Source organism: Saccharothrix sp. AJ9571, from assembly GCF_021725495.1.
Lineage (GTDB): Bacteria > Actinomycetota > Actinomycetes > Mycobacteriales > Pseudonocardiaceae > Amycolatopsis > Amycolatopsis magusensis.
In genome coordinates, this window is the sequence record NZ_CP091382.1 from 6,148,729 (window position 1) to 6,166,276 (window position 17,548).

Sequence of the window (17,548 nt, forward strand, 5' to 3'; positions counted from 1 at the left end):
GGGACCGACCGTACCGAACCACCGAAGGGTCCCCCGTCGGCCCGTACTACTTCGACAAGTTCCCACAGGCTTCTCACCCAGTTACCGCCTTCATTGACGCCCCGCTGCCCGGCTGGCTAGTTTTTCCCTGCGACTTGACGGCGTAGAGCGCTCTAAGAAACGCAGGGCGGGAACTCACGCGGAACCGCCGCCGGGAATCGAAACACCGTTTCTGAATGGTGCTCCCGGCGTTGCTTCCTCGATGACCGAAGGGATGGGCAGTCACATGACGAGTGCAGCACTCGCGGAAGCCGGCCGGGCACCGGTCCGCGGCCTCGAGCACGAATTGACCGTGGACAGCGAGGCCCAGGCGCACGCCGAGAAGTCCGGGCTGATGGTGTGCCTGGACCAGGCGCTGCGGATCCAGCAGGCCAACCAGGAGTTCTTCCGCCAGTTCGGGATGGCTTCGGCGGACGTGTGCGGCCGCGGCTTCACCGAACTGGTCCACCCGAGCATGCAGCAGGCGCTGCGGCGGCAGTTCGCCGGGCTCGTCGAGGGCAAGCGCCACCGCTTCGCCGCCCACGTGGTGCTGGTGCGGGCGGGCGGGGTGGCCTTCCCGGCGACGCTGACCGGGGTGGCGGTGCGCGGCGGGGCGCCCGAGGTCGGCGGCTCCACCACCATCCTGGTGATGATGCGCCCGGCGCAGGGTGCCGCGGACGCCGGTGTGGTGACCAACCGCAAGAAGATCCTGTCCGAAATGGACGCCCGGATCCTGGAGGGCATCGCGGCCGGGTTCTCCACCATCCCGCTGGCCTCGCGGCTGTACCTGAGCCGGCAGGGCGTGGAGTACCACGTCAGCGGCCTGCTCCGGAAGCTCAAGGTGCCCAACCGCGCGGCACTGGTTTCCCGCGCCTATTCGATGGGCGTGCTCAACGTCGGCATCTGGCCGCCGAAGGTGGTCGACGACTTCGTCAAGTAGTCCGGGTCCTTCCCACCGCCCTGACCGGAGGCCATGACCCAGGGGGTCGTGGCCTCCTTCCAGTTCCCGGGAGCAGGCTCCGGCAACCGGGTGGATCGCCGGGTGGATCATTGTGGGCTGCCGCACCCGGACCCATGGGGGTGTGGGCGGTTTGCCGGAGTCGGGGTACCGTCGGCGGCGTGGGGCAGCTTCGGACGCGAGTGAGTGCCTGGCTGGCACGCCGGTATCTCAGCAGGGTGCGCAAAAAGGGCTTCGACCTGTCGAAACTGGGGGTGTTCCCGGAGTCGACGCTGATGCCGCTGCGGCGCGACGGGCTCGACCCGGTGCCCGAACTGGCGCGGCTGCGGGCGAGAGAACCGATCAGCAAACTCGACATCCCGTTCGGGGTGAACGTCTGGCTGGTTTCCGGTTACGAGGAGTCGAAGGCGGTGCTCAGCGACGTCGCCCGGTTCAGCAACGACTTCGCCAACCTGGTCGGGGACAGCGGCGCGAACGCCGACGCCAACCCCGGTGGTCTCGGTTTCGCCGATCCGCCGGTGCACACCCGGCTGCGCAAGCTGCTGACCCCCGAATTCACCATGCGCAGGCTGTCGCGGCTCAAGCCCGGCATCGCCCGGATCATCGACGAGCGGCTGGACGCGATGGCCGCGGCCTCGGTGGACGGCCCGGTGGACCTGGTCGCGGAGTTCGCGCTGCCGATCCCGTCGCTGGTCATCTGCGAGCTGCTCGGCGTGCCGTACGAGGACCGCGAGGAGTTCCAGCACCTCAGCGTGTCGCGGTTCGACCTGTTCAGCGGCGCGGAGGCCTCGCTCGGCGCGATCTCGGAGTCACTGGAGTACCTGCTCGGCGTGGTCCGCAAGCAGCGGGAGAACCCGGGCGACGGCCTGCTCGGCATGATCATCAAGGAGCACGGCGACGAGGTCGACGACCAGGAACTGGCCGGTCTCGCCGACGGCGTGCTGACCGGCGGTTTCGAGACCACCGCCAGCATGCTCGCGCTCGGCGCGCTGGTCCTGCTCCAGGACGGCGACACGTTCAAGCGCATCCACGACGACGACGCGGCCATCGGTGGTTTCGTCGAGGAAGCGCTGCGGCACCTCACCGTGGTGCAGGCCGCCTTCCCGCGGTTCGCCAGGGAGGACCTGGAGATCGGCGGGGTGCGGATCGGCCAGGGTGACGTGGTGGTGTGCTCGCTGAGCGGGGCGAACCGCGATCCGAAGTTCGGGCCTGCGCTGGAGGACTTCGACGCCTTCCGCGCCCCGACCTCGCACGTCGCCTTCGGGTACGGCGTGCACCGCTGCATCGGCGCCGAGCTGGCGCGGATGGAGCTGCGGGCGGCCTACCCGGCGCTGGTCCGGCGGTTCCCCGACCTGCGGCTGGCGGTGCCCGCGCACGAACTGAGCTTCCGCAAGGTCTCGGTGGTCTACGGGGTGGAATCGCTGCCGGTGCTCGTCTGACTCAGCTGCCCGATGGCTTGCTCGACGGTGTCGTAGAGCTGCAGCAGGCTGACGACGCCGGTCGCTTCCAGCGCCCGCAGCACCGGCCGGGTGGCCCCGGCGACGCGGAAGTCGACCCCGCGCTCGGCGGTCTCCCGGTGGACCAGCACCAGCGTGGCGATCCCGCTGCTGCCGAGGAACTCCACGCCTTCGAGATCGGCGACGAGCACGTCGGGCGGGGAGTGCAGGGCGCCGGCCAGCGCGGTGTCCCAGGTGGTCAGCGTGCCGAGGTCGATCTCACCGGCGGCGCGGACCACCACCACGCCCGCGGCGGGTCGTTCGGTCCGGACGTCGAGGGTGGTGACTGGTCGGTCCACGGCGATACCTCACTCACCCGTGCGCGCCCGATCGCGCATTGTGACGGCTTGCCCGAAACGGTACGGGTCCGGCCGGGCCCCGACAAGACTCGCCGCCCGGTCCGGCGCGCGGCGATCACCGTCTCTATGCTCGCCGCCATGGCCAGGTACTTCGACGTGCACCCCGACAACCCCCAGCGCCGGGCGATCGGCCAGGTGGTCCGGCTGATCCGCGAAGACGGCCTGATCGCCTACCCCACGGACTCGTGCTACGCGCTGGGCTGCCAGCTGGGGAACAAGAACGGGATCGACCGGATCAAGGAGATCCGCGCGCTCGACGACAAGCACCACTTCACCCTGATCTGCCAGGACTTCGCCCAGCTCGGCCAGTTCGTGCACGTGAGCAACGCGGTGTTCCGGCTGGTCAAGGCGGCCACGCCGGGCAAGTACACGTTCATCCTGCCTGCCACCAAGGAGGTCCCGCGCCGGCTGATGCACCAGAAGAAGAAGACCGTCGGCGTGCGGATCCCCGAGCACGTGGTCACCCAGGCGCTGGTCGCCGAACTCGGCGAACCGATGCTGTCGAGCACGCTGCTGCTGCCGGACCAGGAAGAGCCGATGACCCAGGGGTGGGAGATCAAGGAGCGGCTCGACCACCAGGTCGACGCGGTGCTCGACTCGGGGGAGTGCGGCACCGAGCCCACCACGGTGATCGACCTGTCCGAGGGTGAACCGGTGATCGTGCGCGTGGGCGCGGGCGATACCTCACGCTTCGAGTGAGGTGTGTTTTGCTGAACCGATGGACCTCGATTCGATAGCCGCCGAGCTCTACGCCGGGTCGCGTGAGGAGTTCACCGGCAGGCGCAACGAGCTGGCGGCGCAGGCGCGCAAGGCGGGGGACCGCGACCTGGCCGCCCGGATCAAGGAGCTGCGCAAGCCGACGAGCGCGGCCTGGCTGACCAACCGCCTGGTCACCGCGCACCCGGACGAGGTCGAGGAGCTGACCGAGCTCGGCGGGTCGCTGCGGCAGGCGCACCGGGACCTGGCCAGCGACGACATCCGCGAGCTGTCGCACCGGCGGCGCGAGCAGATCAACCACATGCTCGGACTGGCCCGTGAAGTGGCGCGGTCCGAGGGCGTGGCGATGAGCGAGTCGATCACGCGGGAGATCGAAAGCTCGCTCGAAGCCGCCGTCGCCGGGGAAGAAGCCGCGGAACAACTGGCGGCCGCCCAGCTGAGTACCGCGCTGACGCCGGACATGACCGACATGTGGCTGATGGCCGCCACCGCTTCGCCCCCGAAAGCACGGGAGAAACCGAAGCCGGAAAAGAAGTCGAAAAAAGCGGCGCCGGTCCACGACGAACTCGCCGCGAAACGCGCCGAAGCCGAACGACGGCGGCAGGAAGAACGGCAGCACGCCGAAGAACGCGCGAAGCGCACCGCCGCCGAACGCGACGCGGCCGAGCGCGAACTCGCCGAGCTGGAAGAGGAAGCCGAGGATCTCGGCACCCGCGTGGAAAACCTCGAAACCGAACTGGCGAAGCTGAAGCAGAAGCACCGGGAAGTCCGCAAAGCCGCCGCGGCCGCGGAGAAGGCCCTGGAGAAAGCGACCTCCGCCGCGGGTGCCGCCGACCGGGCCCTCTCGTCGCTGCGCTGAGAGCCAGCAGCCCTCAGAGCACGTCCCGGCGGTGCAGGAGCCAGCCGCCCAGGGTGGTGAAGGCGAGCAGGTAGGCGGTGAGCACCAGCGTCGCCTGCAGGGGGCTGGTCAGTTCCGCCACACCCGGCGACTGCGCCGAGGCGCCCAGAGAGGCCACCAGCGAACCCGCGTTCGAGCCCGGCAGGCCGAGCTGCAGGTCGTTCACCCAGGGCAGCAGCGGCGCGGCCACGCCCAGCAGCAAGTTCTGCACCACCAGCAGCCACACCAGGCCCAGGCCCATCGGCAGCGCCACCCCGCGCATCCCGATCGCCAGCAGCGCGCCCAGCACCGCCCACGTCGAGGCGATCAGCCAGCCCGCGCCGACGCCGGTGACCAGGTCGCCCACCGCGGGCCAGATCATCGGCGAGCCCTGAGACAGGGCGATCGCCGTGCTCACCAGCGCGCCGGTGGCGAAGATGGTCAGCACCAGCACGAGCATCGCCGCGGCCAGTGCGGCGAGCTTCCCGCCGTAGACGGCCAGCCGTGACGGGCCCTGGGTGAGCACGGTCTTCCAGGTGCCCCAGCCGTATTCGGTGCCGACCGCGAGCACCCCGATGACCAGTGCGATGGCGCCGAGGAACACCGGCAGCCCGCCGATCGAGTTGCCGACGAGCCGGTCGGGCAGGGTGGCCGCGAGCCCGCGATCGCTGTTCGGCGCCCCGGTCGCGCCGGCGGCCCCGGCCAGCGGGAGCAGGTAGGTGAAGGTCAGCCCGAGCGCGGTGCCCACGGCCAGCATCAGCCAGTTCGCCGGCCGCCGCGCCAGCTTGGTCAGTTCCGCGGCGGTGCTACGCAGCAGCATGATTCCCACCCTCTCCGGTGAGTTCGAAGAACACCTGTTCCAGGTCGCGTTCGATGACCCGCAGTTCGCTGACGCCCAGTCCCGCGGCGACCAGTTCGCCGTTGAGCCACGCCGCCTTCTCCGGATCGGTGGTCAGTTCGAGCGCGTCACCGCGCACGCGGACCCGGTCCGCGCCGAGCAGGCGCGCGGCCACCTCGGCGGCGCGCGGCAGGGGATCGGCCACCACGTGCAGCACCGAACCACCTCGCAGTTCGGCGACGGTGTTCTCCGCGACCAGCTTGCCGCGCGAGACCACCCCGACGCGGTCGCAGAGCTGCTGGACTTCGCCGAGCAGGTGGCTGGACAGCAGGACCGTTCGGCCGCTCGCGCCGAGGTCGCGGATGAGCGCGCGCATGTCGGCCATACCCGCCGGATCGAGCCCGTTCGTCGGCTCGTCGAGCACCAGCAGCCGGGGATCCTTGAGCAGGGCGGCGGCCACGCCCAGCCGCTGCTTCATGCCCAGCGAGTACGCGGCGTACCGGTCACCACCCCGCGCCCGCAGGCCGACCGTGTCCAGCACGGTCTCCACGCGTTCGTTCCCGGTGCCGGTGTAGCGCGCCAGCACGCGCAGGTTCTCGCGGCCGGAAAGGTACGGGTAGAACGCGGGGGATTCGATGAGCGCGCCGACCGCCGACCGGTCGCCGTCGTCCCGGCCGAACAGGCGGACCTGCCCGGACGTCGGGCGCAGCAGGCCGAGCAGCACGCGCAGCGTCGTGGTCTTCCCGGCGCCGTTCGGGCCGAGGAAGCCGTAGACCTCGCCCGGCCGCACGGTCAGGCTCAGCCGGTCCACGGCGAGCACGCCGCCGTAGCGCTTCGTGAGTTCGCGGATGTCCACCGGGAGGTTCATGCCGGGAATGGTGGCCGCCGGGCGCGGCTCGCCGCGTCGTGCGCGAGGCGGCACCCCGCGCTACGCCACCGGACGTAGCCGCGGTCACGAAGGAAGGCCGGGGCCGCCATGGGCCCCGGCCTTCCCCCGCGGTGCGGGGCAGACTCCGGTCCGGCACGAAGGGGCCGTCCTCTGCCACGACCGCTCCGGGGCCATCGCCGGACGGGAGTTCCGCCGCACCTGACCGGCGAGGACCCTCAGCTGATGTTCAGCACGAAGTCGAAGGTCGCCTCCCGGCCGCCCGTGGGGGCGTTCCGCACGGTCATCAGCAACCGCGGGTCGAAGATCGGATCGGTGTTGTTGCGGGGTTCGTTCGGGAAGTACAGCTGCGTGGTCAGGATCGGCCTGCCGGGCGCCTGCACCTTCACGTGCAGGTGCCGCGTCCGGCCCGGGTAGAGGCCGGGCACGATGGTGGACAGGGTGAACTTGCCGTCGGCACCGGTGAACTGGTGCCCGCGGAAGTTGTAGCCCACGTTGTCGTAGCCGCCCTGGCTGTTGGCCTGCCAGAAGTCCAGCAGCGCCTGCGCCACCGGTACGCAGGACCGGGTGAACACGTACCCGGTGACCAGCAGCCTGGTGCCCGGGGTCTGCGGCGTGACCAGCGTGGTGCGCCGCGGCGAGTTCGGTTTGAAGTAAGGGCCTTCCATCTGCGGGATGGTGGCGTCGTCGCCGTCGTCGCACTCCGGCGTCGGTTCCAGGTTCTGCGGTACGGCGTCGGACTGCGCGGTGGGCATGGCGGCGCTGAGGGCGGCGGCCGCCGGGACGGCGAGCAGGCCGAGTTGCAGTGCGCGCTTGCGGGAAATGCCGTTCTCGGGCGCTTCCCCTGGGGGCAGGTTCGGGTCGTCGGTCATCGCGGGGTCTCCTTGTGGGTCGCGAGTGGTTCAGACCATGCAGGACGGAACGCGACCGTTGCAATGCGTAGCGCTACGGACTTAAATGTCCGGTCTTGCCGCGAAGGAGCCGAAGTTGACCGAGCAGATCGCGATGGTCGGGCGCGCTGACGCGCTGACCGCGCTCGACGCCGTCGCCGCGCCCGCGCTGATCCTCGTCGGCGGAGAGGCGGGTATCGGCAAGACCCGACTGGTGGCCGGGATGCGGGAGACCGGGCGACGGCTGGCCGGGCGATGTTCGCCGTTGCGCGAGCCGCTGCCGCTCGGGCCGGTGGTCGAAGCGCTCGGCGTGGCCGGGGGATTCCCCGCGTTGCGCCAGGTGCTCGACGACGCCGGCCCGGCGACACTGGTCATCGAGGATCTGCACTGGGCCGACAACGCCACCTGGGAGTTCCTGCGGTACCTGTGCCCGCAGCTCCCGCCGAGGCTGCGGGTCGTGGTGACCTACCGGCCGCGGGAAACGCGGCCGATCGACCTCGCCGCTGGTGCCGCGTCGGCGGTGGAGATCGACCTGCGGCCGCTGAGCAGGGCCGAAGCCGCGGAACTGGCCGCCGCGCACCTCGGGGTGCGCACCGTTTCCGCGGCCTTCGCCGACCGGTTGTACGAACTCACCGCGGGGGTGCCGTTCGTCATCGAGGAAGTGGTCCGCGCACTGCCCGATTCCACCGCGTTGTTCGGCGACCTGCGGCCGTCGGTGGCGTTGCGCGGCTCGTTCGCCGAACGCCTCGGCCGGATTTCCGCGCAGGCACGGGCGGTGGTGGTCGCCGCGGCGGTTTTCGCGGTACCGGTGGAAGAATTTCTCCTGGGCGCACCCGAAGCGGTCGACGAGGCGCTCGACGCCGGGCTGCTGGTGACGACCAGCCCCGGCCGGTTCTCCACCCGCCACGCGCTGGCTTCCCGTGCCATCGAGGACCTGCTCTCACCCGCCGAACGCCGTGCCGTGCACCGGAGCGCCGCCGACGCACTGGCTGCCCTCGAACCGGCGCCCGCGCTGCGATTGGCGCACCACAGCCGCGAAGCCGGGCGGTTGCGGGACTGGGTGCGGTACGCGCTGGCGGCCGGTGAGCAGGCCTACCGGACCGGCGAAGGCGACGCCGTGGTCGACCAGCTGGCCGGGGCGCTGGCGGCGCCGGGGGTGGGGCAGGCCGACCGCCTGCGCCTGGCGACCCTGCTCGGCCGGGTGGCCGGGCACGGCAGCAGGCACGACGTCGCGATCAAGGCGCTGCACGGTCTGCTCACCGAGGAGTTTTCCCCGGTGCAGCGCGGAGAAATCCGACTCGCGCTGGCGATGTTGTTGTGCGGTCAGGGTTGTGACCGGCCCGCCGGACGGCACCAGCTCACCGTGGCGGCGGGGGAACTGGCGTCGCGGCCGGACCTCGCCGCCCGCGCCATGGCGGCGCTCGCGGTGGCCGGGGACGGCACGGAAGCCGTGGCGGACCGCCGGAAGTGGGCCGAACGCGCGCTGGCTTTGCTGGACCGGGTCGAGGATCGCGGGGTGCGCACCGCGGTACGGGTCAACCACGCGACCGTGCTGCTCTACGCCGGTGATCCCGGTGGCCGGGCCGCGGCGGAGCGGGTGCTCGCCGAGCCGGGGGAGCCCGCGCAACTGGCCAGGGGCGCGGTCAACTTCGCCGACGCGGCCGCCTGGCTCGGCCGTCCCGAAGACGCGCGGCGGATGCTCACGCGGGCGCGGGACCTGGCCGGTCCGGAGGAGGACGAGTACCTGGCCACGGTGATGGCGGGCGCCCGGCTGCGGGCCGATTTCGCCGCCGGGGACTGGGCTGGGCTGGCCGAGCGCGCCGAGGCGGTCCGCGTGGACGCGTGGCGATTGCCCGAACTCGCCGCGGAGGCCCGGCTGGTGCTCGGTGAACTGGCGCTGGCGCACGGCGACCTGGTGACCGCGCGGCACGAACTGCACGCGGTGGCCGAGGTCGCCGCCCGTGACCTGTCCATGCCGATGCTGCTGGCCGCGCGGACCGCGCTCGCGCGGATCGAACCGGAGCCGCTGACCGACTTGCTGGCCGCGATCCGCAAACAGGATCTGTGGGTGTGGGCCGCCGATGTGGTGCCGCTCGCGGCTCGGTGTTCACCCCGTGAAGCCGGGCAATTACACAGCGAATTCCGTGCCGGAATCGACGGCCTGGACGCCCCGATCGCGGCTGCGGCGGCCCACCTCACCAGCGGAATCGTGCACGGGCGGGAAAACAGTTTCGCCGCCGCCATCGAAGGGTACTCGAGCCTCGGCCGACGGTATTCCGCCTTGCGCGCGACTGAGGCCCTGGCGGAATCGCGGCTACGAGGGAGGGACGAGAAAACGATGGTTCGCACGGTCGCCGAATACACCGCGCTCGGCGCTTCCTGGGACGCCGCCAGATGTGCGGAGACATTGCGGCGAAACGGTTTCCGGCTACCGCACCGCAGAGGCAGACGGGGCTACGGACAGGCCTTGTCACCGCGGGAGGAATCGGTCGCCGAACTGGCCGGGCGCGGGCTGACCAATCGCCAGATCGCCGAATCGCTGTTCCTGTCCATCCGCACGGTCGAGGCCCACGTGGCCAGCGCGATGCGTAAGCGCGGCATCCGCGACCGGCGCCTGCTCGCCGGGGAATAACCCCCGCACCACCCGTGTTGGATGCGGTGTTCCCAGCACGGCCGCCGAAAATGGCGCGCGCCGTGCTGCCCTCGTCACGCAGAATCAAGGACCACCCGAGTTGCACCACCACCGTCCGGAAGGGGGCGGCTAACCCATGGAATTCGCTGACTGGACCGAACGTGCCGCCTGCGGCGACCACGAGCCCGAACTGTTCTTCCCGCTCTCCGACGTGGGCCCCGGGGCCCGCCAGGCGGAGCGGGCCAAGGCCGTCTGCGCCGGGTGCCCGGTGCGGGCCAAGTGCCTGAGTTACGCGCTGGACCACGGCCTCGACCACGGTGTCTTCGGCGGCGCCACCGAACGCGAGCGCCGGGCGCTCAAGCGCGCCACCGCCGCCCCGCGGGCCGCCTGAGTCCACCGTTTAGTTCACAGAGGAATCAGCACGGTGCCGTACGCTCCCCGGCGTACGGCACCGTGTCGCGTACCCGGCTGGGCGCAGGCGGCGAAGCCGGAACTCGGCGGACGACGAGAGCCCGCCCGCGGCCCACACTTTTCCCATGCACACCACCATTCCCGCCGCCCGGTCCGCGCCCCGCTTCCCCCGGCTCAGCCCGCGGGCGCGCAAGACCGTGGTGGTCGCCCACGTCGTGTCCTCGGTCGGCTGGCTCGGCCTCACGCTCGGCAACCTGGTGCTGGCCGTCACCGGTGTGAACGCCACCGACCCGGCCCGCCAGCACGCCGCCTTCCTGGCCATGGCGATGCTCGGCGAGACCCTGCTCGTCCCGATCAGCCTGGCCGCCTTCGCCAGCGGGCTGGTGTTGTCACTGGGCACCAAGTGGGGCCTGTTCCGGCACCGGTGGGTGGTGGCCAAGTTCGCCCTGACCCTGATCGCGGTGGTGCTCACGCCGCTGTCCTCGGTGCCGGGCCTGCGGGAACTGGGCGCGGTCGTCGCGGCCGCGCCCGCCGATCAGCTGATCGACACCGGGGAGTACGCCTTCGGCCTGCTCGCCGCCGGATGCGTGTCGTCGGGCATGTACCTGGCCTGCGTGATCCTGACCGCCTTCAAGCCCGGCGGGCGCACGAAGTTCAGGCGCGGCTGACCGGCTCGCCGTTGTGCCACACCGCCCGGATCCGGCTCGCCAGGCCGGCGGTGTCCAGCTCGGTTCCGTGCAGCAGCACCAGATCCGCGCGCTTGCGCTCGGTGATCTCGCCGCGGTCGGCCGCCAGTCCGAGCAGCCGCGCGGCGTCCAGTGTGGACGCTCGCAGGGCACCGGCCGCGCCGAGCCCGGCTTCGGCGAGGTAGTGGATCTCACGCAGCGCCTCGGTGTGCGGGGTCACCGGGTTGTCGGTGCCCAGTGCGATCGGCACCCCGGCCGCCAGTGCGAGGCGCACCGACTCCCGGTGTGCCTCGACCCGCTCGGCGGGGACGTCCTCCAGGCCGTGCGTGCAGGACAACGTCGGCACGAACCAGGTCCCGGCCGCGGCCATCGCCGCGACGGCCGCCTCGTCCAGGTAGATCCCGTGCTCGACGCTCGCCGCGCCCGCCCGCGCCGCCAGCTCCGCCGCGCGGGCACCGTGGGCGTGGACCATCACCTTCCGCCCGCCCTGCCTCGCCGCCTCGTCGACCAGCGCCGTCAGCTCCGCGGCGGTGAGCTGGCTGTCGTGCACCCCGGTCCCGGCGGCGACGGACCCGGTCGCGGCCACCTTGAGCCAGTCCGCCCCCGCGCGCACCATCCGCCGGACCACCGCGCGGGCCTGGTCGGGGCCGTCGAACACCGGATCGGGCATCGACGGGTCGCCGAAGAAGTCGACCTTCCCGGTGACCGGGGTCCAGTGGTCGCCGATGCTCCCGGTGGTCCCGATCTGACGCAGGCTGAGCAGTACCTGCGGCCCCTCGATCCAGCCCCGCTCCAGCGCCAGGCGCAGGCCGGCGTCGGCGCCCCAGGCGTCGCGCACGGTGGTGATCCCGAGGCCGAGCAGGGTGCGCAGCACCGGCACCGCGGACAGCGCGCGGGCCGAACGCGGCAGCCCGAACGGGTCGCCGAGGGTCTGCGACATGCAGACGTGGGTGTGGCAGTCGATGAACCCGGGCAGCAGCAGGCCGCCGGTGCAGTCGACCGCCTCGTCCCCGTCGAGGTCGGTGCCGACCGAAACGATCCGGTCGCCGTCGAGCACCACGTCGGCCCGGCTCACTTCGCCGGAGGCGGCGTCGAACACCGAGCCGCCGGTCAGGAGTGATCGCATCGGGGCATCCTGCCAGTTGCGCACCCGGGCCCGCCGTCCGTATGCTGCGGTGGCAATATTGCCACCAAGGAATATAGGAGGCGTCGTGCGGGGTGTCGGCGGAGTGACCGAGGACGGCCGGTTCGCGCTGCGGTTCGAACGGCGTTTCGAGCACCCGCGGGAGAAGGTCTGGCGCGCGCTGACCGAGCGGGACGAGCTGCGGGTGTGGTTCGTGCAGATCCTCGACTACGACCGGTCGCGGCTGGAGTTCACCGAGGGCGCCGAACTGGCCTTCGTGCCGAAATCGGGGGACACCGGGACGGGCACGGTCGTCCGCGCCGACCGCCCGCGGCTGCTGGAGTACACCTGGGACGGCGAGACCCTGCGCTTCGAGCTGGCCGCCGAGGGCGAGCACGCGTGCGTGCTGGTGTTCACCAATGTGCTCGACGACCGTGAGACCGGTTCCGCGGTCGCCCCGGGCTGGGAGGCCGGATTGGACCTGCTCGCCGAATCGCTCGGCCGGCGGTAAAACAATCACCGGCTTGAACTGAGTGCAGAAATGCGCTAATTCGAATTCATGAGGTACGCTGCCCCTTTGTCATTTTTCGGCCTGGCCACATTCGAGAAATGGGGTAAAAAGGTGACCGGAACCGCCGTACGAGTGGATTCCCCGCCGGGGCAGCGGCTGGGTGGTGAACGCAGCGTCACCTTCGCCGCGGCGGAGGAGTTCCTGCGTTTGCTGTACCAGGAGCAAGCTTCTGGCGGCGAGTTGTCCTTGCGGTTGAACGAAGTCCGGCGTGAGATCGAGCGGACGGGAACTTACCGGCACACCGGGGCCGAGCTGGAATTCGGCGCCCGCGTCGCCTGGCGCAACGCCGGCCGGTGCATCGGCAGACTCTATTGGCGGAGCCTGAAAATCCGTGATCGCCGCGCGGTCACCGACGCCGCCGGTATTGCCGAGGAATGCTTCGGGCACCTGCGGGAGGTGACCAGGGATGGACGGATCAGATCCGCGGTCACGATCTTCGGCCCCGATTCATCCGCAGGTCGCGGGCCACGGATCCGGAACGAACAATTGATCCGGTATGCCGCGTACCGCGGTCCGGGTGACACTGTTTTCGGCGACCCGCGGAACCTCGCGCTGACCGAGTTCGCCCAGCGGCTGGGCTGGTGCCCGCCGCGGCGGCGCGGCCGGTTCGACCTGCTGCCGCTGATCGTCGAGACGGCCGGGAGCGAGCCGCGCTGGTTCGCCCTGCCCGAGGACGTGGTGCTCGAGGTGCCGTTGAGCCACCCGGACCTGCCGTGGTTCGCCGAACTCGGCCTGCGCTGGCACGCGGTGCCGGTGATCAGCCACATGCCGCTGGAGATCGGGGGCGTGCGGTACCCGGCGGCGCCGTTCAACGGCTGGTACATGGGCACGGAGGTGGGGGCGCGCAACCTCGCCGACACCGGCCGGTACGACCTGCTCCCGCTGATCGCGCGGCGGCTGGGGCTGCGCACGGAAAGCGAGCGCACGCTGTGGCGCGACCGCGCGATGGTGGAGCTGACCGCGGCCGTGCACCACTCGTTCGACGTGGCCGGGGTGACGATCACCGACCACCACACCGAGGCGCACCGGTTCCTCGAGCACCTGCGGCGGGAGGAAGCCGCCGGGCGGCGGTGCCGCGCGGACTGGAGCTGGATCGTGCCGCCCCTCTCGGGCAGTCAGACGCCGGTGTTCCACCGCTACTACGACCCGCCGGACCCGGGGGTCCGCCCCGCGTTCCTGTCCGCCGAGCCCGCCGGTCAGCCCGGCAGGGCGAACAGTTCTCCCTGCACCGGCTCGGCGGCCGGTGGCCCGGCGTCGGCGGGCGGCTCGTCCGGGGCCTGAGCGCACCACCGTTCGAGCGCTTCGAGCGACTCGGCGGCCGCGGCCCTCTCCGCCGGGTCTTCGTGCGGGGCGCCGGCGAGCGCGGCGCGGGCGGTGAAGAGCAGGCGGTCGCGGTCGGCGGGGGACAGCCAGCCGGTCCGCTGCCAGGTCTCCAGCCGGTGGCGGGCCTGCTCGGCGAGTTCGGCGAGCAGCGCGAGGTCCTCTTCGTCGAAGTCGAGCACGCCGGGCGGGGCGCCGAGCCCGCCCGCGGTGTAGGTGGCGGCGGCCGGGACGGTGCCGGCGTAGGTGGCGGCGGCGTGGTCCTGGCCGCGGACCGCGGCTTCGGTGGCGCACCAGGTCGTGATGGTCGAAACGAGCGGTGGCGCGGTGTCGGACACGGTGGTCATGGACGCTCCCCTCGGGTCGGGTGCTGCCCCGATGGTGCCACCGCCGCCACCGCGCACCGGCGTGGGTGTGCGGGTGTGTCGCCGATCGGGCTCAGGAGCGCGCCAGCCGGTCGGCCAGCTCGGCGGCTTGGTGACCGGGCGAAACGCCGGGGACCAGCAGTGTGTCGCCGTCGAGGTGGTCGGTGCGCAGCGGCAGGATCTCCTGGTAGGCGGGTGAGGCGTACCAGGCCCTGGCCCGCTCGATGTCCGGGAAGGCGATCAGCACCAGGTCGCCGGGCCACTCGCCCTCCACCACCTCGACCTGGCCGCCGTGCACCAGGAACTCCCCGCCGAACGGGTCGAGGGTGGCTTGCACCCGCTTCATGTACTCGAAGACGCCGGGGTGGAGGGTCTCGGGGCGGCGGAGGTGGGCCAGCGCGTAAGCGGTCATGGCGAGAATGCTGCCCGCCACGGCGTTCGAGGTCGATTACGCCGGAGGTAAAGCGCCTCAGTCGGGCAGCAGGGACAGGACTTCCGAAACCGGGCGCAGGTGCTGGTGCAGGATGCGCGATGCCTCGGTCTCGTCGTGCCCGCCGAGGGCGGCGACCAGCTCGCGGTGCTCGGCGTTGATCACCGGCAGCCGGTCCGGCCGGGCCTGCAGCGCGCGCACCGCGACCCGCTGCTGGCGTGAGCGCAGCGCGTCGTAGACCTCGGTGAGCACCGAGTTCCCGGCCGCGTTCACCATCGCCCGGTGGAAGGCGCGGTCCAGGCCCGACACTTCGAACCACTCGCCGGCCTCCCCGGCGCGCTCCATCGCTTCCAGCAGTTCGGACATCTGCTCCGGCACCCCGGCGCGCGTCGCGCACAACAACGCGATGGCGTGCCCCTCGATGAGCCGCCGGGTCTGGTAGACCTCCTCCAGTTCCCGCGCGGTGACCGTCCTGACCTGCGCGCCCTTGCGCGGCAGCAGGCTGATGAACCGCTCGGCGGCCAGCCGGTGGAAGGCCTCCCGCACCGGCGTGCGAGACACCCCGACCACGCCGGAAACCCAGTGCTCGTCGAGAAACCGCCCGGCTTCGAGTTCGCCGGAGATGATCTCGTCGCGCAGCCAGGTGTACACCCGGTCGCGCGCGGGCCCGCCGCCCGCGGCGGGTGCGGTCCTGGTCATGGAGCTCCCCTCGTCGGCACGCGCGCCCGATCCTACACTCCTGGACATCCCGTGTATCCGCCATGTATACAAAGAGGATCGAGTGGATGCCGGTCCCCGGAGAAGCGGAAAGAGGCTGAGATCATGGTGCACGTCGCCGTCGCGCAGTTCGCCCCCGGACAGGACAAGCGGGCGAACCTGGCGAAGGTCACCGAGCTGGTGGACGAGGCGGTCGCCCGCGGGGCGCGGATGGTGGTGCTGCCCGAGTACGCCATGTTCACCGTGCCCGCGATGGACGAGCGGTTCGTCGAGTCCGCCGAATCGCTGGACGGTCCGTGGGTCTCCGGCCTGCGCGCGCTGGCGGAGGAGCGCCGGGTCACCCTCGTCGCGGGGGTCAACGAGGAGTTGCCAGGCACCGGTCGCATCTCCAACACGCTGGTCGCCGCCGGTGAGGACGGCTCGATCGCCGCGCTCTACCGCAAGCTCCACCTCTATGACGCCTTCGGCTTCCGTGAGTCGGACTTCGTGCGCTCGGGCACGGTCGAGGCACCCGAGACCTTCAAGGTCGACGACCTCACCTTCGGCCTGCAGACCTGCTACGACCTGCGCTTCCCCGAGGTGACGCGCCGCCTGGTCGACGCGGGCGCCGACGTGGTGCTGCTGCCCGCGGAGTGGGTGCCCGGCCCGCTCAAGGAGGACCACTGGACCACGCTGATCCGCGCGCGGGCCATCGAGAACACCATCTACGTCGCCGCCGCGGGGCAGTGCGCGCCGACCGGTTCGGGCAACAGCCTGATCGCCGACCCGATGGGCGTGGTGCTCGCCGCGGTGGGGGAGCGGACCGCGACCGCCGGGGCCGAGTTGACCAGGGCGCGGCTGGACGAGGTGCGCGCCAAGAACCCGGCTCTGGGGCTGCGCCGGTTCACCGTGGCCGAGCGGGAGTAGGCCCAAGATCACGGCTTGACCGATTCCGATCAGTTCCGATCGCAGGTTTGACATCTCCCGGTGGTCTGGACCACATTGCAGTTGGTTAGTAACTGTCCGGTCCCCTCATTGCCGAGGAGTCTTCTCATGATCTCTCGCCGCGCCTTCATCGGTGGTTCCGCCGCGGCGCTGGCCGGTGTCGCGCTCAGCCGGTTCGCGCCGGCTTCGGCCGCCACACCGGAGACGTTCGAATTGGCCATCCGCAACGAGTCCGGCTCCGGGACCGCGTACGCCTACGTCACCGGCCTGTCCGGCGGCAAGCCGGTGTTCGTCAAGGAAGGCGGCGCGACCTACTTCCCGCCGTCACCCGGAGCGCCGACCACGCCGCTGGCCGAGGACTGCGCGATCCCGCTCGGCGGGCCGGGCAGCACCACTTCGGTCCGCGTGCCGCGCATGTACGGCGCGCGGATCTACGTGGTCACCGGGCAGAAGATGACCTTCTTCGTCAACCCGGGGCCGAACGTGGTGCACCCGAGCTTCCTCAACCCGGACGACCCGAACTACCAGCTGGACTGGTCGTTCGCGGAGTTCACCTTCAACGAGGCCGAGCTGTTCGTCAACGTCAGCTACGTCGACTTCGTCGCGGCACCGCTCGCGCTCGGGCTGACCACGCTCTCCGGGGCGTCCGACAGCGTGCCCGGCCTGCCCGCCGGTGCGCTCGACGGGATCTGCGCCGCGCTTGAAGAACAGGCGGCGAAGGACGGCGCGCCGTGGGGCAAGCTGATCCAGAAGGCCGGTGACGGCCGGAACCTGCGGGCGATGAGCGCGCACTACCAGTCCGCGGAGTTCGGCGACTACTTCGCCGGGTACGTCGACGAGGTCTGGGCCAAGTACAGCGGGAGCCCGCTGACCGTGGACACCCAGGCGTCGTGGGGCAAGGTGACCGCGCAGGTCGCCGACGGGGTGCTGAAGTTCGACAACGGCGAGACCTTCGCGAAGCCGAGCACCGCCGACATCCTCAGCTGCGACTCGGGCCCGTTCGCCCTCGGCGGGGCGAGCGATGTGCGCAAGGCGATCATCCCGCGCCTGGCGGCGGCGTTGAACCGGACCACGTTGCGGGACAACGCGGATCAGCCGAACGGGGAGAGGCCGGAGAACTTCTACCAGACGGAGAAGACGAACCACTACGCGCGGATCGTGCACGAACGGCTGCCGGACAACCGGGGCTACGCCTTCCCGTACGACGACGTGACTTCGACCGGTGGGCCGGACTTCAGCGGGGCGGTCCGGGCGGGGGATCCGGCTACCCTGACGATCACCCTGAAGTCGTTGCACTCGTAGAGGATGCCGTGAAGGTGGCTTTCACGGC

General features: G+C 71.3%; 19 protein-coding genes and 1 pseudogene. 11 read left to right on the top strand and 9 right to left on the bottom strand.

The features are described from left to right. Positions 1-265: 265 nt before the first annotated feature. Positions 266-958 (top strand): LuxR C-terminal-related transcriptional regulator, encoded by a 693-nt coding sequence (locus L3Q67_RS28565; RefSeq protein WP_499184522.1) that lies wholly within the window; start codon positions 266-268, stop codon positions 956-958. A gap of 200 nt (positions 959-1,158) precedes the next feature. Continuing rightward, a complete protein-coding gene (locus L3Q67_RS28570) occupies positions 1,159-2,415 on the top strand; it encodes a cytochrome P450 (RefSeq protein WP_499191667.1) in 1,257 nt (418 codons plus the stop codon). Here the strand turns inward: L3Q67_RS28570 and L3Q67_RS28575 are convergent. After that, positions 2,382-2,771, bottom strand: coding sequence for an STAS domain-containing protein (locus L3Q67_RS28575; RefSeq protein ID WP_499184523.1), 390 nt, complete (start codon positions 2,769-2,771; stop codon positions 2,382-2,384). The two genes, L3Q67_RS28570 and L3Q67_RS28575, sit on opposite strands and share 34 nt — an antisense overlap. A gap of 138 nt (positions 2,772-2,909) precedes the next feature. Here L3Q67_RS28575 and L3Q67_RS28580 point away from each other — a divergent pair, with 138 nt between their 5' ends. After that, positions 2,910-3,530: an L-threonylcarbamoyladenylate synthase gene (locus L3Q67_RS28580; protein ID WP_499191668.1), complete on the top strand. Its 621-nt coding sequence runs from the start codon at positions 2,910-2,912 to the stop codon at positions 3,528-3,530. 19 nt (positions 3,531-3,549) lie between these two features. Further along, positions 3,550-4,407: a hypothetical protein gene (locus L3Q67_RS28585; protein WP_499184524.1), complete on the top strand. Its 858-nt coding sequence runs from the start codon at positions 3,550-3,552 to the stop codon at positions 4,405-4,407. A gap of 13 nt (positions 4,408-4,420) precedes the next feature. Here L3Q67_RS28585 and L3Q67_RS28590 read toward each other — a convergent pair whose 3' ends face one another. The 4 genes and pseudogenes from L3Q67_RS28590 to L3Q67_RS28605 all read right to left on the bottom strand — a co-directional run bounded on the left by L3Q67_RS28590 (position 4,421) and on the right by L3Q67_RS28605 (position 7,021). Next, on the bottom strand, positions 4,421-5,245 hold the full coding sequence (locus L3Q67_RS28590; RefSeq protein ID WP_499184525.1) for an ABC-2 transporter permease family protein: 825 nt from the start codon (positions 5,243-5,245) through the stop codon (positions 4,421-4,423). Next, the gene (locus L3Q67_RS28595; protein WP_499191669.1) at positions 5,232-5,741 is read right to left on the bottom strand and encodes an AAA family ATPase; all 510 of its coding nucleotides are present in this window, start codon (positions 5,739-5,741) and stop codon (positions 5,232-5,234) included. The genes L3Q67_RS28590 and L3Q67_RS28595 overlap by 14 nt, the downstream gene beginning before the upstream one ends. Beyond that, positions 5,727-6,113: pseudogene (locus L3Q67_RS28600) on the bottom strand (ATP-binding cassette domain-containing protein); the annotation flags it as partial. The pseudogene L3Q67_RS28600 and the gene L3Q67_RS28595, both read right to left, overlap by 15 nt. Positions 6,114-6,367: 254 nt before the next feature. Further along, on the bottom strand, positions 6,368-7,021 hold the full coding sequence (locus L3Q67_RS28605; protein ID WP_499184526.1) for a dioxygenase family protein: 654 nt from the start codon (positions 7,019-7,021) through the stop codon (positions 6,368-6,370). A gap of 115 nt (positions 7,022-7,136) precedes the next feature. Between L3Q67_RS28605 and L3Q67_RS28610 the strand changes: the two genes are divergently transcribed. The 3 genes from L3Q67_RS28610 (at position 7,137) to L3Q67_RS28620 (ending at position 10,750) form a co-directional block, all read left to right on the top strand. Then, the gene (locus L3Q67_RS28610) at positions 7,137-9,671 is read left to right on the top strand and encodes an ATP-binding protein (protein ID WP_499184527.1); all 2,535 of its coding nucleotides are present in this window, start codon (positions 7,137-7,139) and stop codon (positions 9,669-9,671) included. Positions 9,672-9,807: 136 nt separating this feature from the next. Continuing rightward, on the top strand, positions 9,808-10,062 hold the full coding sequence (locus L3Q67_RS28615) for a WhiB family transcriptional regulator (RefSeq protein WP_499184528.1): 255 nt from the start codon (positions 9,808-9,810) through the stop codon (positions 10,060-10,062). 145 nt (positions 10,063-10,207) lie between these two features. Then, positions 10,208-10,750, top strand: a complete 543-nt coding sequence (locus L3Q67_RS28620; protein ID WP_499184529.1) for a hypothetical protein — start codon at positions 10,208-10,210, stop codon at positions 10,748-10,750. On the opposite strand, the gene L3Q67_RS28625 is transcribed toward L3Q67_RS28620, so the two are convergent. Continuing rightward, positions 10,737-11,894, bottom strand: coding sequence for an amidohydrolase family protein (locus L3Q67_RS28625; RefSeq protein WP_499184530.1), 1,158 nt, complete (start codon positions 11,892-11,894; stop codon positions 10,737-10,739). The genes L3Q67_RS28620 and L3Q67_RS28625 overlap by 14 nt on opposite strands. Positions 11,895-11,979: 85 nt before the next feature. On the opposite strand from L3Q67_RS28625, the gene L3Q67_RS28630 reads away from it, so the two are divergent. Together L3Q67_RS28630 and L3Q67_RS28635 are read left to right on the top strand one after the other, a co-directional pair. Next, positions 11,980-12,402, top strand: a complete 423-nt coding sequence (locus tag L3Q67_RS28630; RefSeq protein ID WP_499184531.1) for an SRPBCC family protein — start codon at positions 11,980-11,982, stop codon at positions 12,400-12,402. Between the two features lie 48 nt (positions 12,403-12,450). Further along, positions 12,451-13,743 carry a nitric oxide synthase oxygenase gene (locus L3Q67_RS28635; RefSeq protein ID WP_499184532.1) on the top strand — a complete coding sequence of 431 codons (1,293 nt, stop codon included), beginning with the start codon at positions 12,451-12,453 and terminating at the stop codon, positions 13,741-13,743. Here the strand turns inward: L3Q67_RS28635 and L3Q67_RS28640 are convergent. The 3 genes from L3Q67_RS28640 to L3Q67_RS28650 form a co-directional block, all read right to left on the bottom strand. Then, on the bottom strand, positions 13,659-14,129 hold the full coding sequence (locus L3Q67_RS28640) for a hypothetical protein (protein WP_499184533.1): 471 nt from the start codon (positions 14,127-14,129) through the stop codon (positions 13,659-13,661). The two genes, L3Q67_RS28635 and L3Q67_RS28640, sit on opposite strands and share 85 nt — an antisense overlap. Positions 14,130-14,220: 91 nt before the next feature. Further along, positions 14,221-14,559 carry a DUF1330 domain-containing protein gene (locus L3Q67_RS28645; RefSeq protein WP_499184534.1) on the bottom strand — a complete coding sequence of 113 codons (339 nt, stop codon included), beginning with the start codon at positions 14,557-14,559 and terminating at the stop codon, positions 14,221-14,223. 57 nt (positions 14,560-14,616) lie between these two features. Next, positions 14,617-15,276: a GntR family transcriptional regulator gene (locus L3Q67_RS28650; RefSeq protein ID WP_499184535.1), complete on the bottom strand. Its 660-nt coding sequence runs from the start codon at positions 15,274-15,276 to the stop codon at positions 14,617-14,619. 123 nt (positions 15,277-15,399) lie between these two features. On the opposite strand from L3Q67_RS28650, the gene L3Q67_RS28655 reads away from it, so the two are divergent. Further along, positions 15,400-16,200, top strand: a complete 801-nt coding sequence (locus L3Q67_RS28655) for a carbon-nitrogen hydrolase family protein (RefSeq protein WP_499184536.1) — start codon at positions 15,400-15,402, stop codon at positions 16,198-16,200. Positions 16,201-16,326: 126 nt separating this feature from the next. Next, positions 16,327-17,520 (top strand): glycoside hydrolase family 64 protein, encoded by a 1,194-nt coding sequence (locus L3Q67_RS28660; protein WP_499184537.1) that lies wholly within the window; start codon positions 16,327-16,329, stop codon positions 17,518-17,520. Positions 17,521-17,548 lie beyond the last annotated feature (28 nt).